The sequence below is a fragment of the Sphingomonas guangdongensis genome (assembly GCF_900199185.1).
Taxonomy (GTDB): Bacteria; Pseudomonadota; Alphaproteobacteria; order Sphingomonadales; family Sphingomonadaceae; genus Sphingomonas; species Sphingomonas guangdongensis.
In genome coordinates this window covers 49,352-66,221 of the sequence record NZ_OBMI01000001.1, presented here as the reverse complement: position 1 = coordinate 66,221, position 16,870 = coordinate 49,352, and the positions used below count along the sequence as shown (strand labels likewise).

14 protein-coding genes are annotated in these 16,870 nt (G+C 70.4%); 4 read left to right on the top strand and 10 right to left on the bottom strand.

Features of this window, described 5'->3' with window-relative positions; genetic code table 11:
- Window positions 1–93 precede the first annotated feature (93 nt).
- Together CRO12_RS00335 and CRO12_RS00330 are read left to right on the top strand one after the other, a co-directional pair.
- Complete coding sequence (locus CRO12_RS00335) at window positions 94–2,145, top strand: polysaccharide lyase 6 family protein (RefSeq protein WP_179640769.1); 2,052 nt, start codon at window positions 94–96, stop codon at window positions 2,143–2,145.
- Window positions 2,142–3,689: a sodium:solute symporter gene (locus CRO12_RS00330; RefSeq protein WP_097062069.1), complete on the top strand. Its 1,548-nt coding sequence runs from the start codon at window positions 2,142–2,144 to the stop codon at window positions 3,687–3,689. The genes CRO12_RS00335 and CRO12_RS00330 overlap by 4 nt, the downstream gene beginning before the upstream one ends.
- Here the strand turns inward: CRO12_RS00330 and CRO12_RS17810 are convergent.
- Both CRO12_RS17810 and CRO12_RS00320 read right to left on the bottom strand, forming a co-directional pair.
- The gene (locus CRO12_RS17810) at window positions 3,664–6,468 is read right to left on the bottom strand and encodes a TonB-dependent receptor (protein ID WP_101750152.1); all 2,805 of its coding nucleotides are present in this window, start codon (window positions 6,466–6,468) and stop codon (window positions 3,664–3,666) included. The two genes, CRO12_RS00330 and CRO12_RS17810, sit on opposite strands and share 26 nt — an antisense overlap.
- A gap of 96 nt (window positions 6,469–6,564) precedes the next feature.
- The gene (locus CRO12_RS00320; protein WP_097062068.1) at window positions 6,565–6,978 is read right to left on the bottom strand and encodes a winged helix-turn-helix domain-containing protein; all 414 of its coding nucleotides are present in this window, start codon (window positions 6,976–6,978) and stop codon (window positions 6,565–6,567) included.
- Window positions 6,979–7,141: 163 nt separating this feature from the next.
- Between CRO12_RS00320 and CRO12_RS00315 the strand changes: the two genes are divergently transcribed.
- The gene (locus tag CRO12_RS00315) at window positions 7,142–8,230 is read left to right on the top strand and encodes a sensor histidine kinase (RefSeq protein WP_179640767.1); all 1,089 of its coding nucleotides are present in this window, start codon (window positions 7,142–7,144) and stop codon (window positions 8,228–8,230) included.
- The gene (locus tag CRO12_RS00310) at window positions 8,227–9,015 is read left to right on the top strand and encodes a LytR/AlgR family response regulator transcription factor (protein ID WP_097062066.1); all 789 of its coding nucleotides are present in this window, start codon (window positions 8,227–8,229) and stop codon (window positions 9,013–9,015) included. The genes CRO12_RS00315 and CRO12_RS00310 overlap by 4 nt, the downstream gene beginning before the upstream one ends.
- Window positions 9,016–9,105: 90 nt before the next feature.
- Here the strand turns inward: CRO12_RS00310 and CRO12_RS00305 are convergent, their stop codons facing one another.
- The 8 genes from CRO12_RS00305 to CRO12_RS00270 are packed head-to-tail and all read right to left on the bottom strand — an operon-like array spanning window position 9,106 to window position 16,869.
- Window positions 9,106–9,360, bottom strand: coding sequence for a hypothetical protein (locus CRO12_RS00305; RefSeq protein ID WP_097062065.1), 255 nt, complete (start codon window positions 9,358–9,360; stop codon window positions 9,106–9,108).
- Window positions 9,361–9,415: 55 nt separating this feature from the next.
- On the bottom strand, window positions 9,416–10,369 hold the full coding sequence (locus CRO12_RS00300; RefSeq protein ID WP_097063236.1) for a type II secretion system F family protein: 954 nt from the start codon (window positions 10,367–10,369) through the stop codon (window positions 9,416–9,418).
- Window positions 10,370–10,429: 60 nt separating this feature from the next.
- Entirely contained in the window at window positions 10,430–11,407 is a 978-nt protein-coding gene (locus CRO12_RS00295; RefSeq protein WP_097062064.1) for a type II secretion system F family protein, read from the bottom strand.
- A gap of 51 nt (window positions 11,408–11,458) precedes the next feature.
- Window positions 11,459–12,739, bottom strand: a complete 1,281-nt coding sequence (locus CRO12_RS00290) for a CpaE/TadZ family protein (RefSeq protein ID WP_097062063.1) — start codon at window positions 12,737–12,739, stop codon at window positions 11,459–11,461.
- Window positions 12,736–13,365, bottom strand: coding sequence for a CpaD family pilus assembly protein (locus tag CRO12_RS00285; RefSeq protein ID WP_179640766.1), 630 nt, complete (start codon window positions 13,363–13,365; stop codon window positions 12,736–12,738). The genes CRO12_RS00290 and CRO12_RS00285 overlap by 4 nt, the downstream gene beginning before the upstream one ends.
- 22 nt (window positions 13,366–13,387) lie before the next feature.
- The gene (locus CRO12_RS00280; protein ID WP_245858080.1) at window positions 13,388–15,130 is read right to left on the bottom strand and encodes a type II and III secretion system protein family protein; all 1,743 of its coding nucleotides are present in this window, start codon (window positions 15,128–15,130) and stop codon (window positions 13,388–13,390) included.
- Between the two features lies 1 nt (window position 15,131).
- Window positions 15,132–16,157 (bottom strand): Flp pilus assembly protein CpaB, encoded by a 1,026-nt coding sequence (cpaB, locus tag CRO12_RS00275; protein WP_097062060.1) that lies wholly within the window; start codon window positions 16,155–16,157, stop codon window positions 15,132–15,134.
- Window positions 16,158–16,206: 49 nt separating this feature from the next.
- Entirely contained in the window at window positions 16,207–16,869 is a 663-nt protein-coding gene (locus CRO12_RS00270) for an A24 family peptidase (protein ID WP_097062059.1), read from the bottom strand.
- Window position 16,870: the final 1 nt, after the last annotated feature.

Here is a 16,870-nt window from a genome sequence, read left to right as displayed (position 1 = left end):
TGGTCACCAAGCGCGAACGGCGCGGGCAAGTTCCGCGGGTGGCGCAGGAACAACGCTATGGGAAGCGCGGGCGGACTGGCGTACGCCTCGCGGATGACTGCTTCGGTTCGCCTGGCATTGCTTCTGATCGGCATGGGCTCTGCGCTTCCTGCGGCAGCGGAGGTGCTGCGCGTGTCCGATCCCGCGGCGCTCACCGAGACGGCACGGCGCGCCGCGCCCGGCGACACCGTGGTGCTCGCGAGCGGTACGCTGCGCGACGTGCAGATGGTCATCGACGTCCGCGGCACGGCCGAGCGCCCGATCACCATTGCGGCCGAGACGCCTGGCGGCGTGATCGTCAGCGGCCGGTCGAGCCTGCTGATCACGGGCGCGCACCTCGTCGTATCAGGCCTGGTGTTCCGCGACGGCCACGCGCCGGGGCAGGCGGTGATCGAAACCGCGCCGGGGTCGGAGGACGTGCGCCTGCGCGAGATCGTCATCGACGCCTTCAACCCGCCCGACCGGCGCACGCCCAGTGCCTGGGTGTGGCTGCGCGGCCGGAATCATCAGGTCGAGCGGGGCTGGTTCGCGGGCAAGGGCAATGCCGGCCCGACGATCGAGGCCTCTGGGCAGCACCGGATCGAGGCAAGCTACTTCGGTCCGCGCGAGCCGCTCGGCGCGATCGGCGGAGAGGCAATCCGGGTATCGGGCAGCGTCGACATCGCCGGCAACCTGTTCGACCGCCAAGACGCGGGCGTCGCGATCGTCAACCTGGCAGGTGGGGGCAGCTTTCGCGGCAACACCATCCGGCGCAGCGCCGGGCAGGTCGTGCTGCGCGGCCGCTATCGCGCCGAGCGAAATGTCGTCCGCGGCGACGGCAAGGCCGATACCGGCGGGCTACTCGCCACCGGCGCAAACGTCACGATCCGCGACAACTATGTCGATCGGGTCGCCGGCGACGCGATCGCGGTGGCGGGCGACGGCGCGGGCGCGACGATCGAGAACAATTCGGTGATCGACTCCGCGCGCCTCAGCGTGGACGGGGGTAGCGCGACGCTGACGCGCAACCTGCTCCGCAACACCGTCGATCCGATCCGGGTGTCGGGCGGGCGCGCCACCTTCACCGGCAACGTATCGAGCTTCGATCCTCCCGCGGTAGCCGCAGCCGGGATGCGCCGCGACAAGCATGACTTCACCGCTACCCCCGCCGGGTTGCTCCACCTCGCGACCGCGCCCGGCGTCGGCGCGCCGCTGGATCTCGCGCCGGTCGCGGCAAGTGCCGCTGGCCCCGCCTGGTATGCCAAGCCTACGGAGCAGCGGACCTTTGCTTTCGCCGTCGCGGACACGATCGTTCCGGCTGGCGGCCTCACCGCGGCGGTCGCGGCGGCTGCGCCCTCGGCAGTGCTGGTGCTGCGGGGCGGCGACCACCTGCTCGCTGCGCCGCTGGTGATCGATCGCCCGCTGACGATCCGCGGCCGGGACGGCGCCCGCCTGCGCTTCCGTGGCGCAACCGCCTTCCAGCTCGCGCGCGGGGGCAGTCTCCGGCTGGAGAGCGTCGCCGTGTCGGGCAGCGCCGCGCCGCGGCGGGCGGGTAACGCGGTGGTGCGCGCGCCGCTCACGCCGACGACCGCCAACTACACGGTGGTGCTCGACCACGTGACCTTCTCAGAGCTGGACCGCGGCGCGGGCTTCGACGTGATTGCGACCACGCCCGGCACGCTCGCCACCCGCATCGACCTGCGCGGGGTCGCCGCGCGCGACGTCTCGGGCGCGCTCGTCTCGGCGCCCGCAACCGATGGGCGCTACGCCGCGCAGTTCGTCCGGATCACCGACGCGGCGCTCGACGCCGTGCGGACGATCGTCACCGTTGCAGGCGGAGCGCCGGGCAGCGGCCACGGCCCCGTTGTCGAGGTGACCGACACGGCGGTGACCGGCGGCGGCGCGCAGGCGCTTCGACTGACCGATGTTGCCCGCGCGACGATCAGCGGCAACCGCTTCCGCCGCGCGGGCGCGGTCGAGGTGTCGGCGCGCGCACCGTCCGCCATCCGCTGCAACCTCTTGCCCAGCACTGCCGCGCCCCGGGCCGGGGCAAACGTCACGCTTGAACCCGACCCGCAGGCACCACGCTGCATCGCCGAACGACTGGCGCGCGGGGAGGATCGTTGAACCCCGGCTTCGCCGCGCTCGATTGGGTTGTGGTCGGGCTCTACCTCGCGCTGCTGGTCGGCGGCGGCTGGGCCTTCTCGCGCGCGGGATCGCGCGACGCCCACGACTATTTCCTTGCTGGGCGCAGCGTGCCGGCCTGGCTCGCAGCGGTCTCGGTGCTCTCGGCGACGCAGTCGGCTGCGACCTTTCTCGGCGGGCCGGACTATTCCTACCGGCTCGACTTCACCTATCTGGGCGGCGTCGCGAGCGCGATTGCGGCGGCGGTGTTCGTCGCGCGCGTGCTGATCCCGCGCTTCTACGCGGTGCAGGCGACCACCGTCTACGAGCTGCTCGCCCGCCGCTACGACGCGCGCGCGATGCGCTGGGCGGGCGGCATGTTCCTGATCGGCCGCGTGCTTGCGGGCGGCGCGCGCGTCTACCTCGCGGCGATCGCGATCGCGATGGTCATGTTCGAAAGCGTCGATGCGAGCGGCATCATCGTCGCCGCCGGCTTCGTGATGCTGGCCGGGTTCCTCTTCACCTTCATCGGCGGCCTGCGCGCGGTGCTGTGGAACGACCTCATCCAGTTCGTGATCTACGTCGGCGCGGCGGTCGCGGTACTGGTCTATCTGCGCTGGCAGATCCCGGCCGACAACGCAGCGCTGTGGCGGGCGCTCACCGCGCCGCCGACGGGCCCCAGCAAGCTGCGCCTGTTCGACCTGTCCGCCGACCTCACCAACAGCTTCTCGATCCTGGCGGTGTGCACCGGACTGTTCCTGCTGAATGTCGGCAACGCCGGGCTGGACCAGGACACGACGCAACGGCTGCTTGCCTCGCCCGACGCGAAGACCGGCGCGCGCGGGCTGATCCTGTCGCAGGTCGCGAGCGTCCCGCTGATCGCGCTGTTCATGGGCATCGGCGCGCTGCTCTACGTCTTCTACCAGCGCCCCGACGTGATGGGCGTGGCGAACGACGCGCGCGCGAGCTTCGCGGGCGAGAAGGTGTCGATCTTCGTCCACTACATCCTGACGGAGGTGCCGCCGGGCCTGCGCGGACTGGTGACGATCGGAGTCACCGCAGCGGCGGTCGCGACAACCAACTCGGCGCTCAATGCCATGTCCTCGGTGCTGATTACCGACTTCTACCGGCCCTGGCGGGAGCGGCACGGCGCCGCGCCGGAGCGACACTTCGTCATCGCCGGCCGCTGGGGCATGGCGGTCGTCGGCGTGCTGATGTTCGCAATGGCGGTGCTGTCCTTCTACTGGCAGCGCTACACCGACATGCCGCTGCTCGAATTCGCGCTCCAGGTGATGGTCTTCGCTTATGCCGGGCTGCTCGGCGTCTACTTCGTCGCGGTGTTCACGACGCGGGGCACGACCGCTTCGGTGATCGCCGGGCTGCTTGCCGGCTTCGGCGTGGTGCTCGCGCTGCAACCCTTCACCTTCGGTCCCGTGCTCGCCCCCGGCCTTGCCTTTCCGTTTCAGCTCTGTCTTGGCACGCTCGTCGCCGCGCTGGTCTGCGCTGCGCCGAGCGGGCGCGTCAGAACAGCAGCTTCCGGATGCTGAGCGTCACCGTCCGACCGATCGGATCGAGCAGGTCGGGCTGGTAGTTGAGCGGGGTCGCGCCGGTCGGGTCACGCACCTCCAGCCGATCGTTGAACAGGTTGCGCACCGCCAGCGTCACCCGCGTGCCGCGCAGCCACGGGTGGTCGCGCGTCACCTTCATCAGCGGGTTGAAGTCGACGAAACTGCGCAGCGTCACCGTTGTCAGCGGGGAGAAGTTGAGCGTGGTCGGCGCGGCGGTCGTCCCGCCCTGCACGCTCGTACCGACCTGGTAGTTGCCCGAGACGCGCAGGCCGTAGCCGCCCTTGGTCACGCCGGCGTTGAACTCGATCTGGTGTTCCGGCCGGCCGCCGCGCGCGTCGGTTGCGTCGCCGTTCAGCAGGTCGAGCTCGGGCAGGCCCGCGCGGATCAGCACCGTGTCCTCCAGCCGCCAGGTATGGAACACCGACACCTGCAGCCGCGCCGCGCCGAAGCCGCCGCCGCCGCGCCCTCCGCCGAACCCGCCGCGCCCGCCTCCGCCGCCGAAGCCGCCGCGCCCACCGAACCGTCCGCCTTCGCCACGCGGCGCGCCGTCCGGCCGAACCACCGTCGGCGTCGCGCTGCTGTCACCCGGGGCCGGGGCGGCACCGTCCCGCTCGCGCCGCCGCGCCTCGGCCCTCGCCCGGAACTCGGCGATCACCGCCGGCGAGGGGGTAGGGGCGGCGCCGATCTGCTTGGAGAAGTTGAAGCCGGTACGCAGCTGGCGCTGCTCGCTGCGCGCAAAATTGACCGGTCGATTGTCGAACCGGATCAGTCGCCCGCTGGTGTCGCGCTGGAACCGCTCGGGGAAGGCCAGCTGCAACGCGGCGGTCGGCGCGGGAAGGAATGACACCGGATTGTCGATCCGGGTCGCGGTGTACTCGACCGTCGCGTTGAAGGGCGTATCGCGGAATGGCTGGAGGTTGAGCGTGAGCGAGGTCACCTTGCGGTCGCTCGCCAGCAGCGCCGGGTTGCCGCCCTCCACCAGCGTCGCATCCACGCTCTGGCCGGTCACGAAGTCGAAGATGCGGGCGTCGGGCGTGATCACTTGCGGGTTGTTGAGCTGCGCGGCGGTCGGCGCATCCTCCTCTGTTGTCCGCGTCGCCAGGAACGTCACCTGCGTTATCGGCGACCAGTTGAGGCCGTACGTCTTCGTTTCCTGCGCGCCGTAGTCGGACGTCCGGTCGATCGCATAAGCGCCGTTCACCGAAAGATTGCCGAGCCACGGCAGCACGTCGGCGCGGCGGCTGGTCAGCGGCACGTCGATCCGCACCTGGCCGCTGCCGATCCGGCGGTCGGTGTCGCCGGGCGTCATCACCCCGCTGCGAACGGTGCGCGAGGTAATGCTGTTCACCTCGAACCCGGTCCGGACGCTCGCGTTGACGCGGCCCGCGGGCAGGCGGAACAGCGGGCCGTTCACGTTGGTGGAGAAGTTCGCGACGTCGCTCACCGAGCGTGCATAGTCGCGGCGGAACTCGCCGAGAAGCCCGGGGCCGAAGCTCGCGAACGGGTTCACCGACGGGTCTCCCGCGGTGATCGCGCCGGCCAGCCCGGTTAGCTCCAGGGTCTGGTCGGTCAGCGTCCGGGTCCAGGTCCGGTCGTAGTTGCCGATGATTGACCAGCGCCACTCGCCCCAGTCGCCGTTGAAGTTCACTCCGACATGCGCGACGTTCCCGTCGACCGAGCGCCCGCGCGCACCCGCCTCCACCAGGTAGCGGTTGAGCACGACGGGGGTCGTGAAGGGCGAGAAGGGGTTGCCGGCCGGCACCGTCAGCGCGGCGCTGGCGAGCCCGAGCTCGGACGCGCTCGCGGTCGATTCGAAGCTCACGTTGAGCGAAGCAATCACGCCGCCGAGGATCGGCTGGCTGTAGGTTGCGTTGGTAGACAGCGTCCGGCTGGCGGGAGAGAGCGTCCGGTACGCGCCGAAGTCGCTCGCGTTCACCGGCCCCAGGAAGCCGGCAAGCGACGGCCGCCCGGTCACCGCCTCCGGCACCCCGGCGACGGCGAGCGGCCGCGCGGCAAGCGCGCTCAGCGCCGGATCGATCTCGCCCGCGGTACCGAACGGCGTGACGTTCCCCCCGATCGCGAACGGTCGGGTCGGCTGGGTCGGCAGCAGGTCGCGGTCATCCTCGTACACCGGCGTCTGGCCCTGGTACTCCAGGTTGACGCTCAGCCGCCGATCGCGCGCAATGCGGACCAGATTGGCTTCGGCCTGGCCGGTGTAGCGGTCACCGTCGGTCGCCCCGCCGCCCGACAGCTCGGCGGTGATCGCGTTGAAGCGGCGGCGCAGCACGATGTTCACCACCCGCTGGTCGGCGCGGTAGCCGAGCTGCTGCGCGGCCTCCGGCGGCAGGATTTCCGTCCGCTCGATCGCTTCGGTCGGCAGGTCGCGGATCTCGCGAAAGCCGGAAATGCGACGGCCGTTCAGCAGCACCACCGGCTGCCCGCCCTCGCGCCCGCGCCCGCCGCCGGTCTGGGGTGCCAATTCGGTCAAGAGCTCGGCGATCGAGCTGACGCCGTAGGATCGGATATCGGCCGGGCGCAGCACCTGCTCGGGCTGCACGTCGCCGGGCACGGAGCCGCGCTCGCGCTGCCCCACCACCTCGATCACCTCTCCCTCGTCGCCTTCGCCCTCGGCGATGGCACCTGCGGCCGCCTCCTCGGTCTCGGCCGGCACGGGCTGGGCGGGCACCGCATCCTGCGCGCGCGCGGCGGGCATGAGCGGCAGGGCGGTCGAGGCGAGCAGCCACAGGCCGATACGCATAACAGGCAGATCCTTTGGTCGGGCAAACAGGCGTGCGAACGCCGCTACCGGCTATTTGTCGCAAGAGTCTGGCAAGCGGCGGCTGAACCGCCGATGTCAGGCGTTGAGCGTGCTCGCGTCCGCCGAGCCGCCGATCCAGAAGGCGGCACAGCCCTGATGGTCCGCCTCCGTGCGGAACCGCGCGCCGCGACCGCGCAGCGTCTCGATCGGATCGGCGGCGCCGACCGCGGCGAACTTGCGGCGGATGCGGTGGATCAGCACATCGCGGCTCTCCGGGCAGCAGCTGTGCTCGATCAGCAGCGCATCGATTTCGTCCCAGCGCAGCCGACTGCGGCGGACAAGTGCGCACAGCAGCATCGCCTCGATCGGGGAAAGGCCGACCGGCACCCCGTTCCAGTGGACGGCGCAGGGCTGCAGCGTCACCGTCACCGCGCCGCGCTTGATCAGCGGCCGGCGCGCCGGTGCGGGCGGCGGAGTTTTGAAGGTCGACCGGGTCGAACGCTGAAGCATGGCGGCGAGCCTAGCGCCCGCTTATCCGGGGTGCGGGGGCGATGTCGCAAACCGCGCGCGCCGTGCCGCTGGTGCGCTAGGCGTGCCACCAACCGCATGGCCAGGCGGCCGAACGGCGCGCGCGCGCTTGGCAGCGGGCGGGTCCCGGCCCTATCGGTCGGCGGTGGCAATCGGAACGGTGCAGCAGGCGGGGCAGGAGGAGCGGGTCGCGCGCGGGATCGCGGCGGCGACGGTGCTGCTGTTCTGGCTCGCGCAATTCTCGCTGCTCACCACCCAGCGCTTCGTGTTCGGGGCGGGTGACGACTGGAGCTACCTGCCGCCGCGGCTGCTGGTCACCGGTGTCGGCATCGCGCTGTCGTTCGCGATCCTCGCCTTTCACGCCCGCACCGGCGGCTCGCTGACGCGGCGGCTACTGCTCGCGGTCGCCGCGGCGCTCGTCGGGGCGGTGCTCCACAGCCTCGCCAACTTCGCGATCTTTCACCTGTTCCTCCCCGAACAGAACGGCGCGGCGGCGACGCTTTCCGCCTATCTGCTGGCGGTGTTCCAGTGGTTCTGGACCTATTCGGCGATGTCTGGCCTGCTCCTCGCGATCGTCTACTCGGCGGAGGTGCGCGCGTTCGAGCGGCGGGCGGCACAGGCGCAGCGCGACGCGCACGCCGCCCACCTGCGCGCGCTCCGCTACCAGTTGAACCCGCACTTCATGTTCAACACGCTCAATTCGATCGCTTCCCTGATCGCTGCCCGGCGCGTCGAACCGGCGGAGCGCATGGTGGAGAACCTGTCCGACTTCCTTCGCGCCGGACTCGCCACCGACCCGAACGAGGACATCCCGCTCGCCCGCGAAATCGAGTTGCAGTCGCTCTACCTGGCGATCGAGGCGGTGCGCTTCCCCAACCGGCTGGTCGTCGCCATCGACATGCCGGACGCGGTCCGCGGCGCGCTGGTGCCGAGCCTCATCACCCAGCCCTTGGTCGAGAACGCCGTCCGCCACGCGGTTGCGAGTTCGACGGCACCGGTCACGCTCACGATCGCCGCGGCGACGGCGGGCGACCGGCTGCGCCTGACGGTCAGCGACCGCGGCAGCAACGGGCGCGCGCGCGGGCCGGTCGTGCCGGGTACAGGCGTCGGCCTGCGCAACGTGGCGGAGCGGCTGGCTGCCCGCTACGGTGAGGATTGCGGTTTCACCGCAGGCCCGCATGCGGCGGGCGGCTTCGCCGTTTCCTTCGCGATCCCGCTGGAGCGACTGGCATGACCCGCTTCCTGATCTGCGATGACGAGCCGCTGGCGGTCGAGCGGCTCCGGGACCTGGTCGGCCGGGTGACCGGCGCGGAGGTGGTCGGAACCGCGACCGACGGGCGGGCGGCGCTGGAGGCCGTCGCAGCGCTGCGCCCGGACGCCGTCCTGCTCGACATTGAGATGCCGGCGCTGGACGGCTTCGACGTCGTGGAGGCGTTGGCCAAGGAGGCTGCGCATGCGCCGTTGATCGTCTTCGTCACCGCCTATCCGCAGTTTGCCGCGCACGCCTTTGACACCGGCGCCATCGACTTCCTGACTAAGCCCGTGCGGCTCGCCCGGCTCGACACCGCGGTGGAGCGGGTCCGCCGCGCGATCGCCGAGCGGGAGAATGCGGTGCGCCTCGCCGACCTCGCCCGCCAGGTCGAACAGTTGCGGGCCGAGCGGCGCGGCGATGCGCCGCCGTCCGGGGCGGCGCACCTGTGGGTGCAGCGTCGCGGCGAGAACGTCCGCATCGATCTCGGCGAAGTCGACCGGGTTCAGTCGGAGGGCGAGTACGTCCGCATCTATCACGGCGACGCGTCCTACCTGCACCGCGAGCCGATCAGCAGCCTGATCGATCGCTTCGACCCCCAGCGCTTCGTCCGCATCCACCGCTCGCACATCGTCAACCGCGATCGCGTGGCATCGATCCGGCGGCGCCCCGCGGGCGGCTACACGATCGTCACCGGTGCGGGAGAGCTGCTCCCGGTCGGCCGGAACTACCGCGCAGTGGTGAGAACGCTGGTCGGCAAGGACGAGTAGCCGTCATCTCACCGAAAGCTGGGATCTTCAGCCGCAAGCGCAACGCACGACTGGCCACCACCGCCACCCTTCGCCGAGATCACGCCCGCCTCACATCTCCCGCGCCGGCCGCACCCCCGTGACGGCCGGAGCTACCGGCGCCGTGCGCGTCACCCGTTCGCGGTCGACCTCCGCCGCCTTGACCCGCGCCTCCGCGTCACGGCGGTAGGCGGCGTGCTCGGCTTCCAGCTCGCGTAGCCGCGCCCGTTCGCGCGCGCCGCGTCCGCCGCTCGCCCGGCCGAACAGCCAGCCGGCGACGAGGCACAGCGCCAGCACCGCGAATTGGGTCGGAGTGGTGAAGATCATCGCGGCCGTACTCCCTGTTACGGGACATCAACAACCGCGCCGCGTCTGCCGTTCCCTACTTGCCCGACAGCAGCGCGTCGTTGATCGAGCAGGCCGCCGGCCCGAGAATGACGATGAACAGCACCGGGAGGATGAACAGGATCAGCGGCACCGTCATGATCGCAGGCAAGCGCGCGGCCTTCTCCTCGGCGCGCATCATGCGCTCGTTGCGGAACTCGGCCGACAGGACCCGGAGCGCGGAGGCGAGCGGCGTGCCGTACTTCTCCGTCTGAACCATGGTGGTGGTCACGCCCTTGATCGCGTCGAGGTCGGTACGGAACGCCAGATTCTCGAACGCCTGTCGACGGTCGGCGAGGAAGCCCAGCTCGATCGCGGTCAGCGAGAACTCGTCGCCGAGCTCCGGATAGGCACGGCCGAGCTCCTTGGCCACGCGGTGGAACGCGGCATCGACGGTCAGGCCCGCCTCCGCGCAGATGACCAGCAGGTCGAGCGCGTCGGGAAGCCCCTTGCGGATCGCCGCCGAGCGCTTGGCGATCTTGTTCTTTAGGTACAGGTCGGGCGCCTTGTAGCTCATGATGAACGTGCCGGCGACCAAGCCATAGGCCTTTAGCGGGCTCCAGTCCGCGAACTGGTCGGTGCCGTAGACGAGGTACAGCATCGGCCCGCCGAACACGATCGGCATGACGAGCCGGCCGAAGATGACCGCGACCGCCCATTCCTTTGAACGGATGCCGGCCTGGAGCAGCTTCTGCTGCGCGGCCTTGACCTGCGAATCCTGCAACACCTGAAGTGAGGACAGCACCGTGCGGATCCGGTCGGCAGCCTCGTTCTTCTGGACAAGCTTGGCGCGGCGCTTGCTGGTCGACGCGGTGATGCCGGCCTTCAGCTGCTCGCGGCGATCGTTGAGGGCTTTCACCCGCTTGATCATCGGGTCGCGCACCGACGTCGCAGTGTAGATCGCGAACATGACCGCCATCGCCGCGATGCCGGACAGCATCGTCGCGACCATGAGGACGTCGACGCCGAGGAGGGTGGGGCCGTTGGGGGAGGTCACGGGGCCTTGCGCTCCTCAGATCTCGAAGTTTATCATTTGGCGCATGATGAACGCGCCGATGCTGAGCCAGATGATGCCGCCCAGCCCGGCGACGATTAGACGCTGGTCGATGAAGAAGGCGCCGATGTAATCCTGGTTGATCGAGTAGATCAGCGCGAACACGATGAACGGCAGCGAGCCGATGATGTAGGCCGAAGCCTTCGACTCCGACGACATCGCGCGAATCTTCAGCTTCATCTGCGCGCGCTTGCGCAGCACATCGGCCAAATTGGCGAGCGTTTCCGCCAGGTTGCCGCCCGTCTCGCGCTGGATGGCGATGGTAATGACGAAGAACTGGAACTCGGGCGTGCCCAGCCGGTCCGCGGTCTCCTGCAGCGCGGCGTCGAGCGAGCGGCCGATCTTCATCTTGTCCGCGACGGAGCGGAACTCCTCACCCACGGGCCCGGGCACTTCCGCGCCGACCACGCCGATCGTCTCGGTGATCGGCAGGCCCGAGCGTAGTCCGCGCACCAGCAGCTCAATCGCGTCCGGGAACTTGGCGGTGAAGGTGGCCACCCGCTTCTTGATGAAATAGCCGACCGCGGCGTGGGGCAGGCCGACGCCCGCCGCGAGCCCTGCGAAGATCGCGAGCAGGATCGGCAGGCCCTGTAGCCACAGCAGCAGCCCGATCGTCACCGTCAGGCCGAGCGATACCAACCCGTACTTGCCGACCGTCCAGGACTTGCCGGTCATCGCCAGCCGCTTCTGGAGCAGCGCCGGGTTGGGCAGGATGCGCGCGACCGTTAGGTCCATCTTGGTAGATCGGCCCGCGGTGATGCTGCGGACCTGCTGGTTCATCGCGGTGGAGAGCGGATCGTTCGAGTGCCGCTCGCGGACGGCGCCCAGGCGACGGGTGCCCGCGCGGGCCGCCGACGGCCCGCTGAAGGCGACCGCCAGCATCATCAGCACGACCAGCGCACCGGCAGAAACCAGGATGAGCGTCACGGGGTCCACGGGTTCGACCTGTTCCTCGAATATCGGACGAGCGCGGGTGCGCCCGCCGGCTTACTTTTTCTTGGCGGGCAGCTTGGCCTTCAGCGCGCCGATCTTGTCCATCAGCGAGCCGCCGACCTTGGCCTTTTTGCCCTTGGCCGGTGCGACATCGCCGCTGTCCGCGCTCTCGGCGATCAGGTCCGCGATCTCGCCGAGCGCCGCCATCGACTTCTGGTTCTTGGCGACCTCGGCGAGCGGCTTGCCGAGCTTGGCCGCCTGCGCCGCGAGCTTCGCGTCGAAGGGTACGACATAGTCGACCTTGCGCTCGATGGAGCTCTCGAAGTCCTTGCGGCTGAGCTCCTGCTGCGCCGCCGGCTGCACCCGATTGGCGACCACCACGACCCGGGTCGCGGGCGCGTTGGACTTGAACCAGGCGAGCACCCGGATGCTGTCGCGCGCCGCCGCCAGCGTGAAGTCGGTCGCGAGCACCGCTATCTGGATGTCGCTGATCAGATGCGGGTGGTTGACCAGCATCGACCGCGGCATGTCCACCACGGTTGCTTCAAACGCCCCGCGCAGCTCCTCCTGGAGCTGGTAGAAGGCGGCTCCGTCCGTGACGATCGGCGCGTGGATCGGCGCTTCGGCCGAGAGCACCGCCAGCCGCTCGGACGCGCGCACCATGGCGCGCTCGATGAACAGGCCGTCGATGCGGCTCGGGTTCTCGATCGCGTCGGTCAGGCCGCGGCCCGGCTCCAGATCGAGCGCGAGCGCGCCGGTCCCGAAGTGGACGTCCAGATCGAGCAGCGCCGTCGTGCGCTTGCTCTTCTCGCTCAGCAGCCACGCGAGCGAGGTCGCGAGCGTGGACGCGCCGACGCCGCCGCGCGCGCCGATCACCGCGGTTGCGCAGTGCGCCCGCTCGACCGCCGCTTCCGACGTCTTGGGCGCGTTCAGCACCGCTTGCGCCGCCGTGAAGCTCTCGCGCAGCATGTCGGGGCTGAGCGGCTTCAGCAGATAGTCCTGGATGCCGCTCGCGATCAGGTCGCGGTACAGGCGGACGTCGTTGACCTGGCCGACGGCGATCACCAGCGTGCCGGGCTCGCAGACCTCGGCCAGCGCGTTGATGTCGTTCAGCGGATCGCCGCTCTCCGACAGGTCGACGAACAGGATGTTGGGGCTGGCCGACACGGACAGCGTCTGCACCGCGTTGCGCAGGCCGCCCTTGTTGACCTTCTCGCCCGCCCAGCCGAGCTCGACCGCGATCGGGCGCACCGCCTCTGCCGTCGCCTCGTCGCTGACAAAGGCGACGAAGGGCTCACGCGCTGCCGCGCGTGCGGGGTTCCACGGCGCGTTCACTGGCCACCCTTGGTGCCGGAGGCGGTGAGCGGCGCACCGCCGGTGTTCTGACCCTTGCGGAAGGTCTCGATCGCCTTGGCCGCGACAACCGGGTCGGTGGCGGCACCCCCCGTCTGACCGCGGACCAGGTCGGCCGGATCGGCGACCATCGCCGCCAGGTTGGAGTTGTTGGCGCAGCCGTAGTTGGAGTTCGTGTGGCCGAACAGGTCGACCCCGCGCACCCGGCTGTGGTCGGGGCAGCCCGGCACGTCCGCCGTCATCCGCGACACGACCACGCGGGCAGTGCCCGGGGCGACCGGCATGTCGCCGACCGGCACGTCGTCCGATACGAGCAGGCCGAACCGCGCCGCCTCCGCCGCGACCGCGTCGCGCACGGCACTGTCGCTGCCGGCGCCGTCGATCGCGATCCGGTCGCCGTAGCCGAGCCTGAGCGACGACATCCAGCCGGCCAGGCGCTGCGCCTCGCCGTCGGCGAGCCCGCTGCCGCCCGTCGCGACGTCAAAGGCATAGTCGCTGCGCTGGACCACCGGCTGGTGGACCGGCTCCATGCCTGAATTGCTGGTGCCGCACCCGGCGACCAGCAGCGCCGGCGCGGTCATCGCCAGCAGGCGCGCAAAGCGTGTCATCGGCTTTCTCCTGTCGCTCATGTCAGTTCAGGCTGAAGCCGGGCGCCGCAGCGCCGGACTTGCCCTTGGTCTTCTTCGGCTCGGTCGCGCTCGGCGTCGGCACCGGCGCGCGCCGGCTGTTGTCGCCGGCCGGGGCGGGCGCCTGCGTCGGGACGATGGGGGCCGGAGCGAGCGCGCCGATCGACGGCGGCGGCGCGGGCGGCGTAGCCATCGTCGGCTTCGGCCGATCGCTGCCCGACTTGCCCTTGGCGACGGTGCCGAGCAGCACTCGGTCGAAGTCGCTGGGCGTCTCGTAGCCGTCGGTCGGCAGCTTGATGTCGTTCGCGTTGACCGGCTTCACCAGGTACGGCGTGATGATGATCACCAGCTCCGTCTCGCTGCGCTGGAACGCGTTCGAGCGGAACAGCGCACCCAGCACCGGCAGGTCGGAGATGCCCGGCGTCTTGCTGAAGTTGTTGTTGTGGAGGTTCTGGAGCAGCCCGGCGATCATGAAGCTCTGGCCGGAGCCGAGCTCCACCGTGGTCTCCGTGCGGCGGGTGGTGATGCCGGGGATTCGCGTGCCGCTGAAGGTCACCGCCGTGTCGTAGGACAGCTGCGACACTTCGGGTCGGACGCGGAGCGAAATGCGTCCATCGGCGAGCACCGTCGGCGTGTAGGCCAAGCTGACGCCGTACTGCTTGTACTCGATCGCGACCGTGCCGAGCCCGGAGGCGACCGGGATCGGGATCTCGCCGCCGGCCAGGAACGTGCCCGTCTCACCCGACAGCGCGGTCAGGTTGGGGTTGGCGAGCGTCGTCACCTGACCTGCCGTCTCCCCGAGGTCGATCGCGGAGAGCAGGTCCAGCCCGGCCAGGCGCGTCGCCAGGCCGAGCGCCGTGCGCTCGGTCGGGCTCGCCAGGTTGTTGAAGTTGAACGCGGTGCCCGTGCCCGGGAGCACGAAGTTGCCGATCTTCGGATCGAATGGCAGGCTGAGCGAGCCCGCCGGCAGGCCGTAGAGCGACGACGCGTCGAGGCGCGGCAGCGTCGAGGTATCGACCGAGCCGATGCCGCCGGGATTGCGCCCGCTCGACACGTTGAACTGGAAGCCGCCGGTGGTGTCGCGGCTCTGCAGGTTGACGCCGATGTTTTTGATGAAGCTGCGGCTCACCTCCGCGAACTTCACCTGCAGGTTGACCTGCAGCGGAGTTGCGGTCTTCAGCCGGTTCAGGACCGAGATCTTGAGCGGGGCGCCCGCGGTCACGTCGATGCCCGGGTTGAGCAGCGTCGCCGCCAGCCGCTGCGCTTCCTGCGCGTCGGTCGGTGAAGCGACGGTGCCGGTCAGCACGGCGAGCTGGCCGACCGTGGTCACCTTGATCTGCGCGTCCGGCAGCGCGAGCTTCATCATCCGGTCGATGGAGGTCAGGTTCTGGCTGACCCGCACGTTCGCGGAGTAGATGACGTCGCCTGCGGCGTTGGTGGCGTAGATCGTCGCCTCGCCGAAGTCCTTGCCGAACAGGTTGATCTGGCGCGCGCTGTTGACGTACACGTCGGCGGCGGCCGCGTTGGACGTCCACACGGTGGTCACGGCGGCGGGCAGGTTGATCAGCTGGCCCTGGCCGACGGAGAGCTGGACCTCCGTCGTGGGGCGCTCGACCCCGGCGGGCTGGCCGACCCGGACCCGCTGCTGCGCGGGGGCGGCGGCGGTCTGCGGCGCGGCGGCGGCCAGGATCAGCGCGGTGGTGAGCGCACCCCCCGACCAGCGCTGCATGAGAGCGGTTGGACGCATCTTAGTTCTTCCCCCCCACCGGAATAACGGTGACATCGTTGCCGCGCGCGACGCGCACGACCGGGCCGGGGACGGCGGCGGGGGAGAAGCCCCCGGGCACGCCCGGCGTGATCGGAACACCCGAGACCGGCGCAGGCGCGTCCGGGCGGGGCTTGCCGGGCACGGTGGAGCGCTGGAAGCGCGACACGTCGGCACCGGTCGAATAGCTGCCCTTGCTCTCCATCGGGCGGGCGCTGGCGGCGGCGAGCATCGCCTTTTCCGCCTTCTCGCCCTCGGGCACGGTGATGGAGCCGTTGGCGATCGCCTCCTCGAGCTCGCTCGCGTTGTCGGCGATCGAGCGCAGCGACAAGGAGATCGCGCCGACGGTCTGCGCGACCGCGATCCGCTCCGCCATTTGCGGCGTCGCCTCCAGCGTCACGGTCGAGTAGGTGTTGACGACGGTGTTGCCCTTGTCGTCCACGGTCTTGTCGGTCTTCTGGTCGGTGGCGAGGACGCGGACGTTGCGCATCATCGTCTCCGATGCCTTGAGCGGGGCACCGTCGCCGCCGCCCGACACCGACTGGGTCAGGATCACGTCGACGCGGTCGCCCGGGAAGATGAAGCCCGCGACGCTGGTCTGGGCCGACACCGGCACGGTGACGGCGCGCATGCCCGGCCCGAGTGCGGCGGCCAGAAAGCCGCGGTCACCCGGCTTCACCAGCGCGCCCTGAGTCACCGGCTGGCCGGCGGGGATCGCGAAGCGGACCACGGTGCCGACGACGTTCTTCAGGTCGGTGCCCTGCTTCAGGAAGTAGGCGTTCTCGACCAGCTCCTTCGGCCACGGCTGGAACTTCAGCGCGCTGGCGTCGATGATGGTGCCGACCGGCAGCTCCTTGGTCGCGACCAGCACTTCCGGCCCGTCGATCACGACCGGCTGGCCGGCGGCGACCGGCGCACTCGCGCCGGACATCAGGCTGCGTGCCATGAACGCGGTGATGCCCGCGATCAGCAGCGCCCCCACCAGCAGAATGATCTTGCGTCCGTCCATCAGCTCTTGACCCTTCTCGCCCTCGGCTGGGTTGATCCGTCCCTAAGGATCACCCGAAATGGTTAATTATCGGTTCGCGAACCCACATCAGTCCGGCGATCGCGATGGCGACGCCGTAAGGCGTCTCCGGCGCGATCCCGCGACGCTGAACGGCCCGCACGCCGAGCAGCAGCAGCGCCGACACGGCGGCGAGCAGCCCGGCGAAGATCGCCAGCGTCGCCGGCAGGCTGTCGCGCAGCGGTGCCGCCGCGGGCAGCCTGAGCGCCGCCGCCAAAGAGGCCGCGGCCAGCAGCAGGATCAGCGCAGCGGCGCCCGGCCGCGGCCGCGGCGCGCGTCGCCGTATCCATTCGTCGGTGACCATCGCGGCGGTCAGCACGCCGCCGAGCACGGCCGTGACCACCAGCGCATCGACCAGCGAGCGGAGCGGCAGCCACAGCGCGAGCGCGCCGATCATCTTGACGTCGCCGCCGCCCATCTGCCCGGTCGCGAACGCGCCCAGGAAGAAGGCGAAGACAATCGCGGCGAGCAGCAGCTGGATCGCCAGGTCCGGCCAGGGCGCGATGCCCATCGCCCACCACCAGGCGGGCGCCAGCAGCACGATCGCCGCGTTCTTCCAGTTCGCGATCTCGCGCCGGCGCGCGTCCTCGATCCCGGCTGAGACCAGGAGCAGGCCGAGCGCGGCCAGCAGGATGAATGACGCGTTGACCCCCATT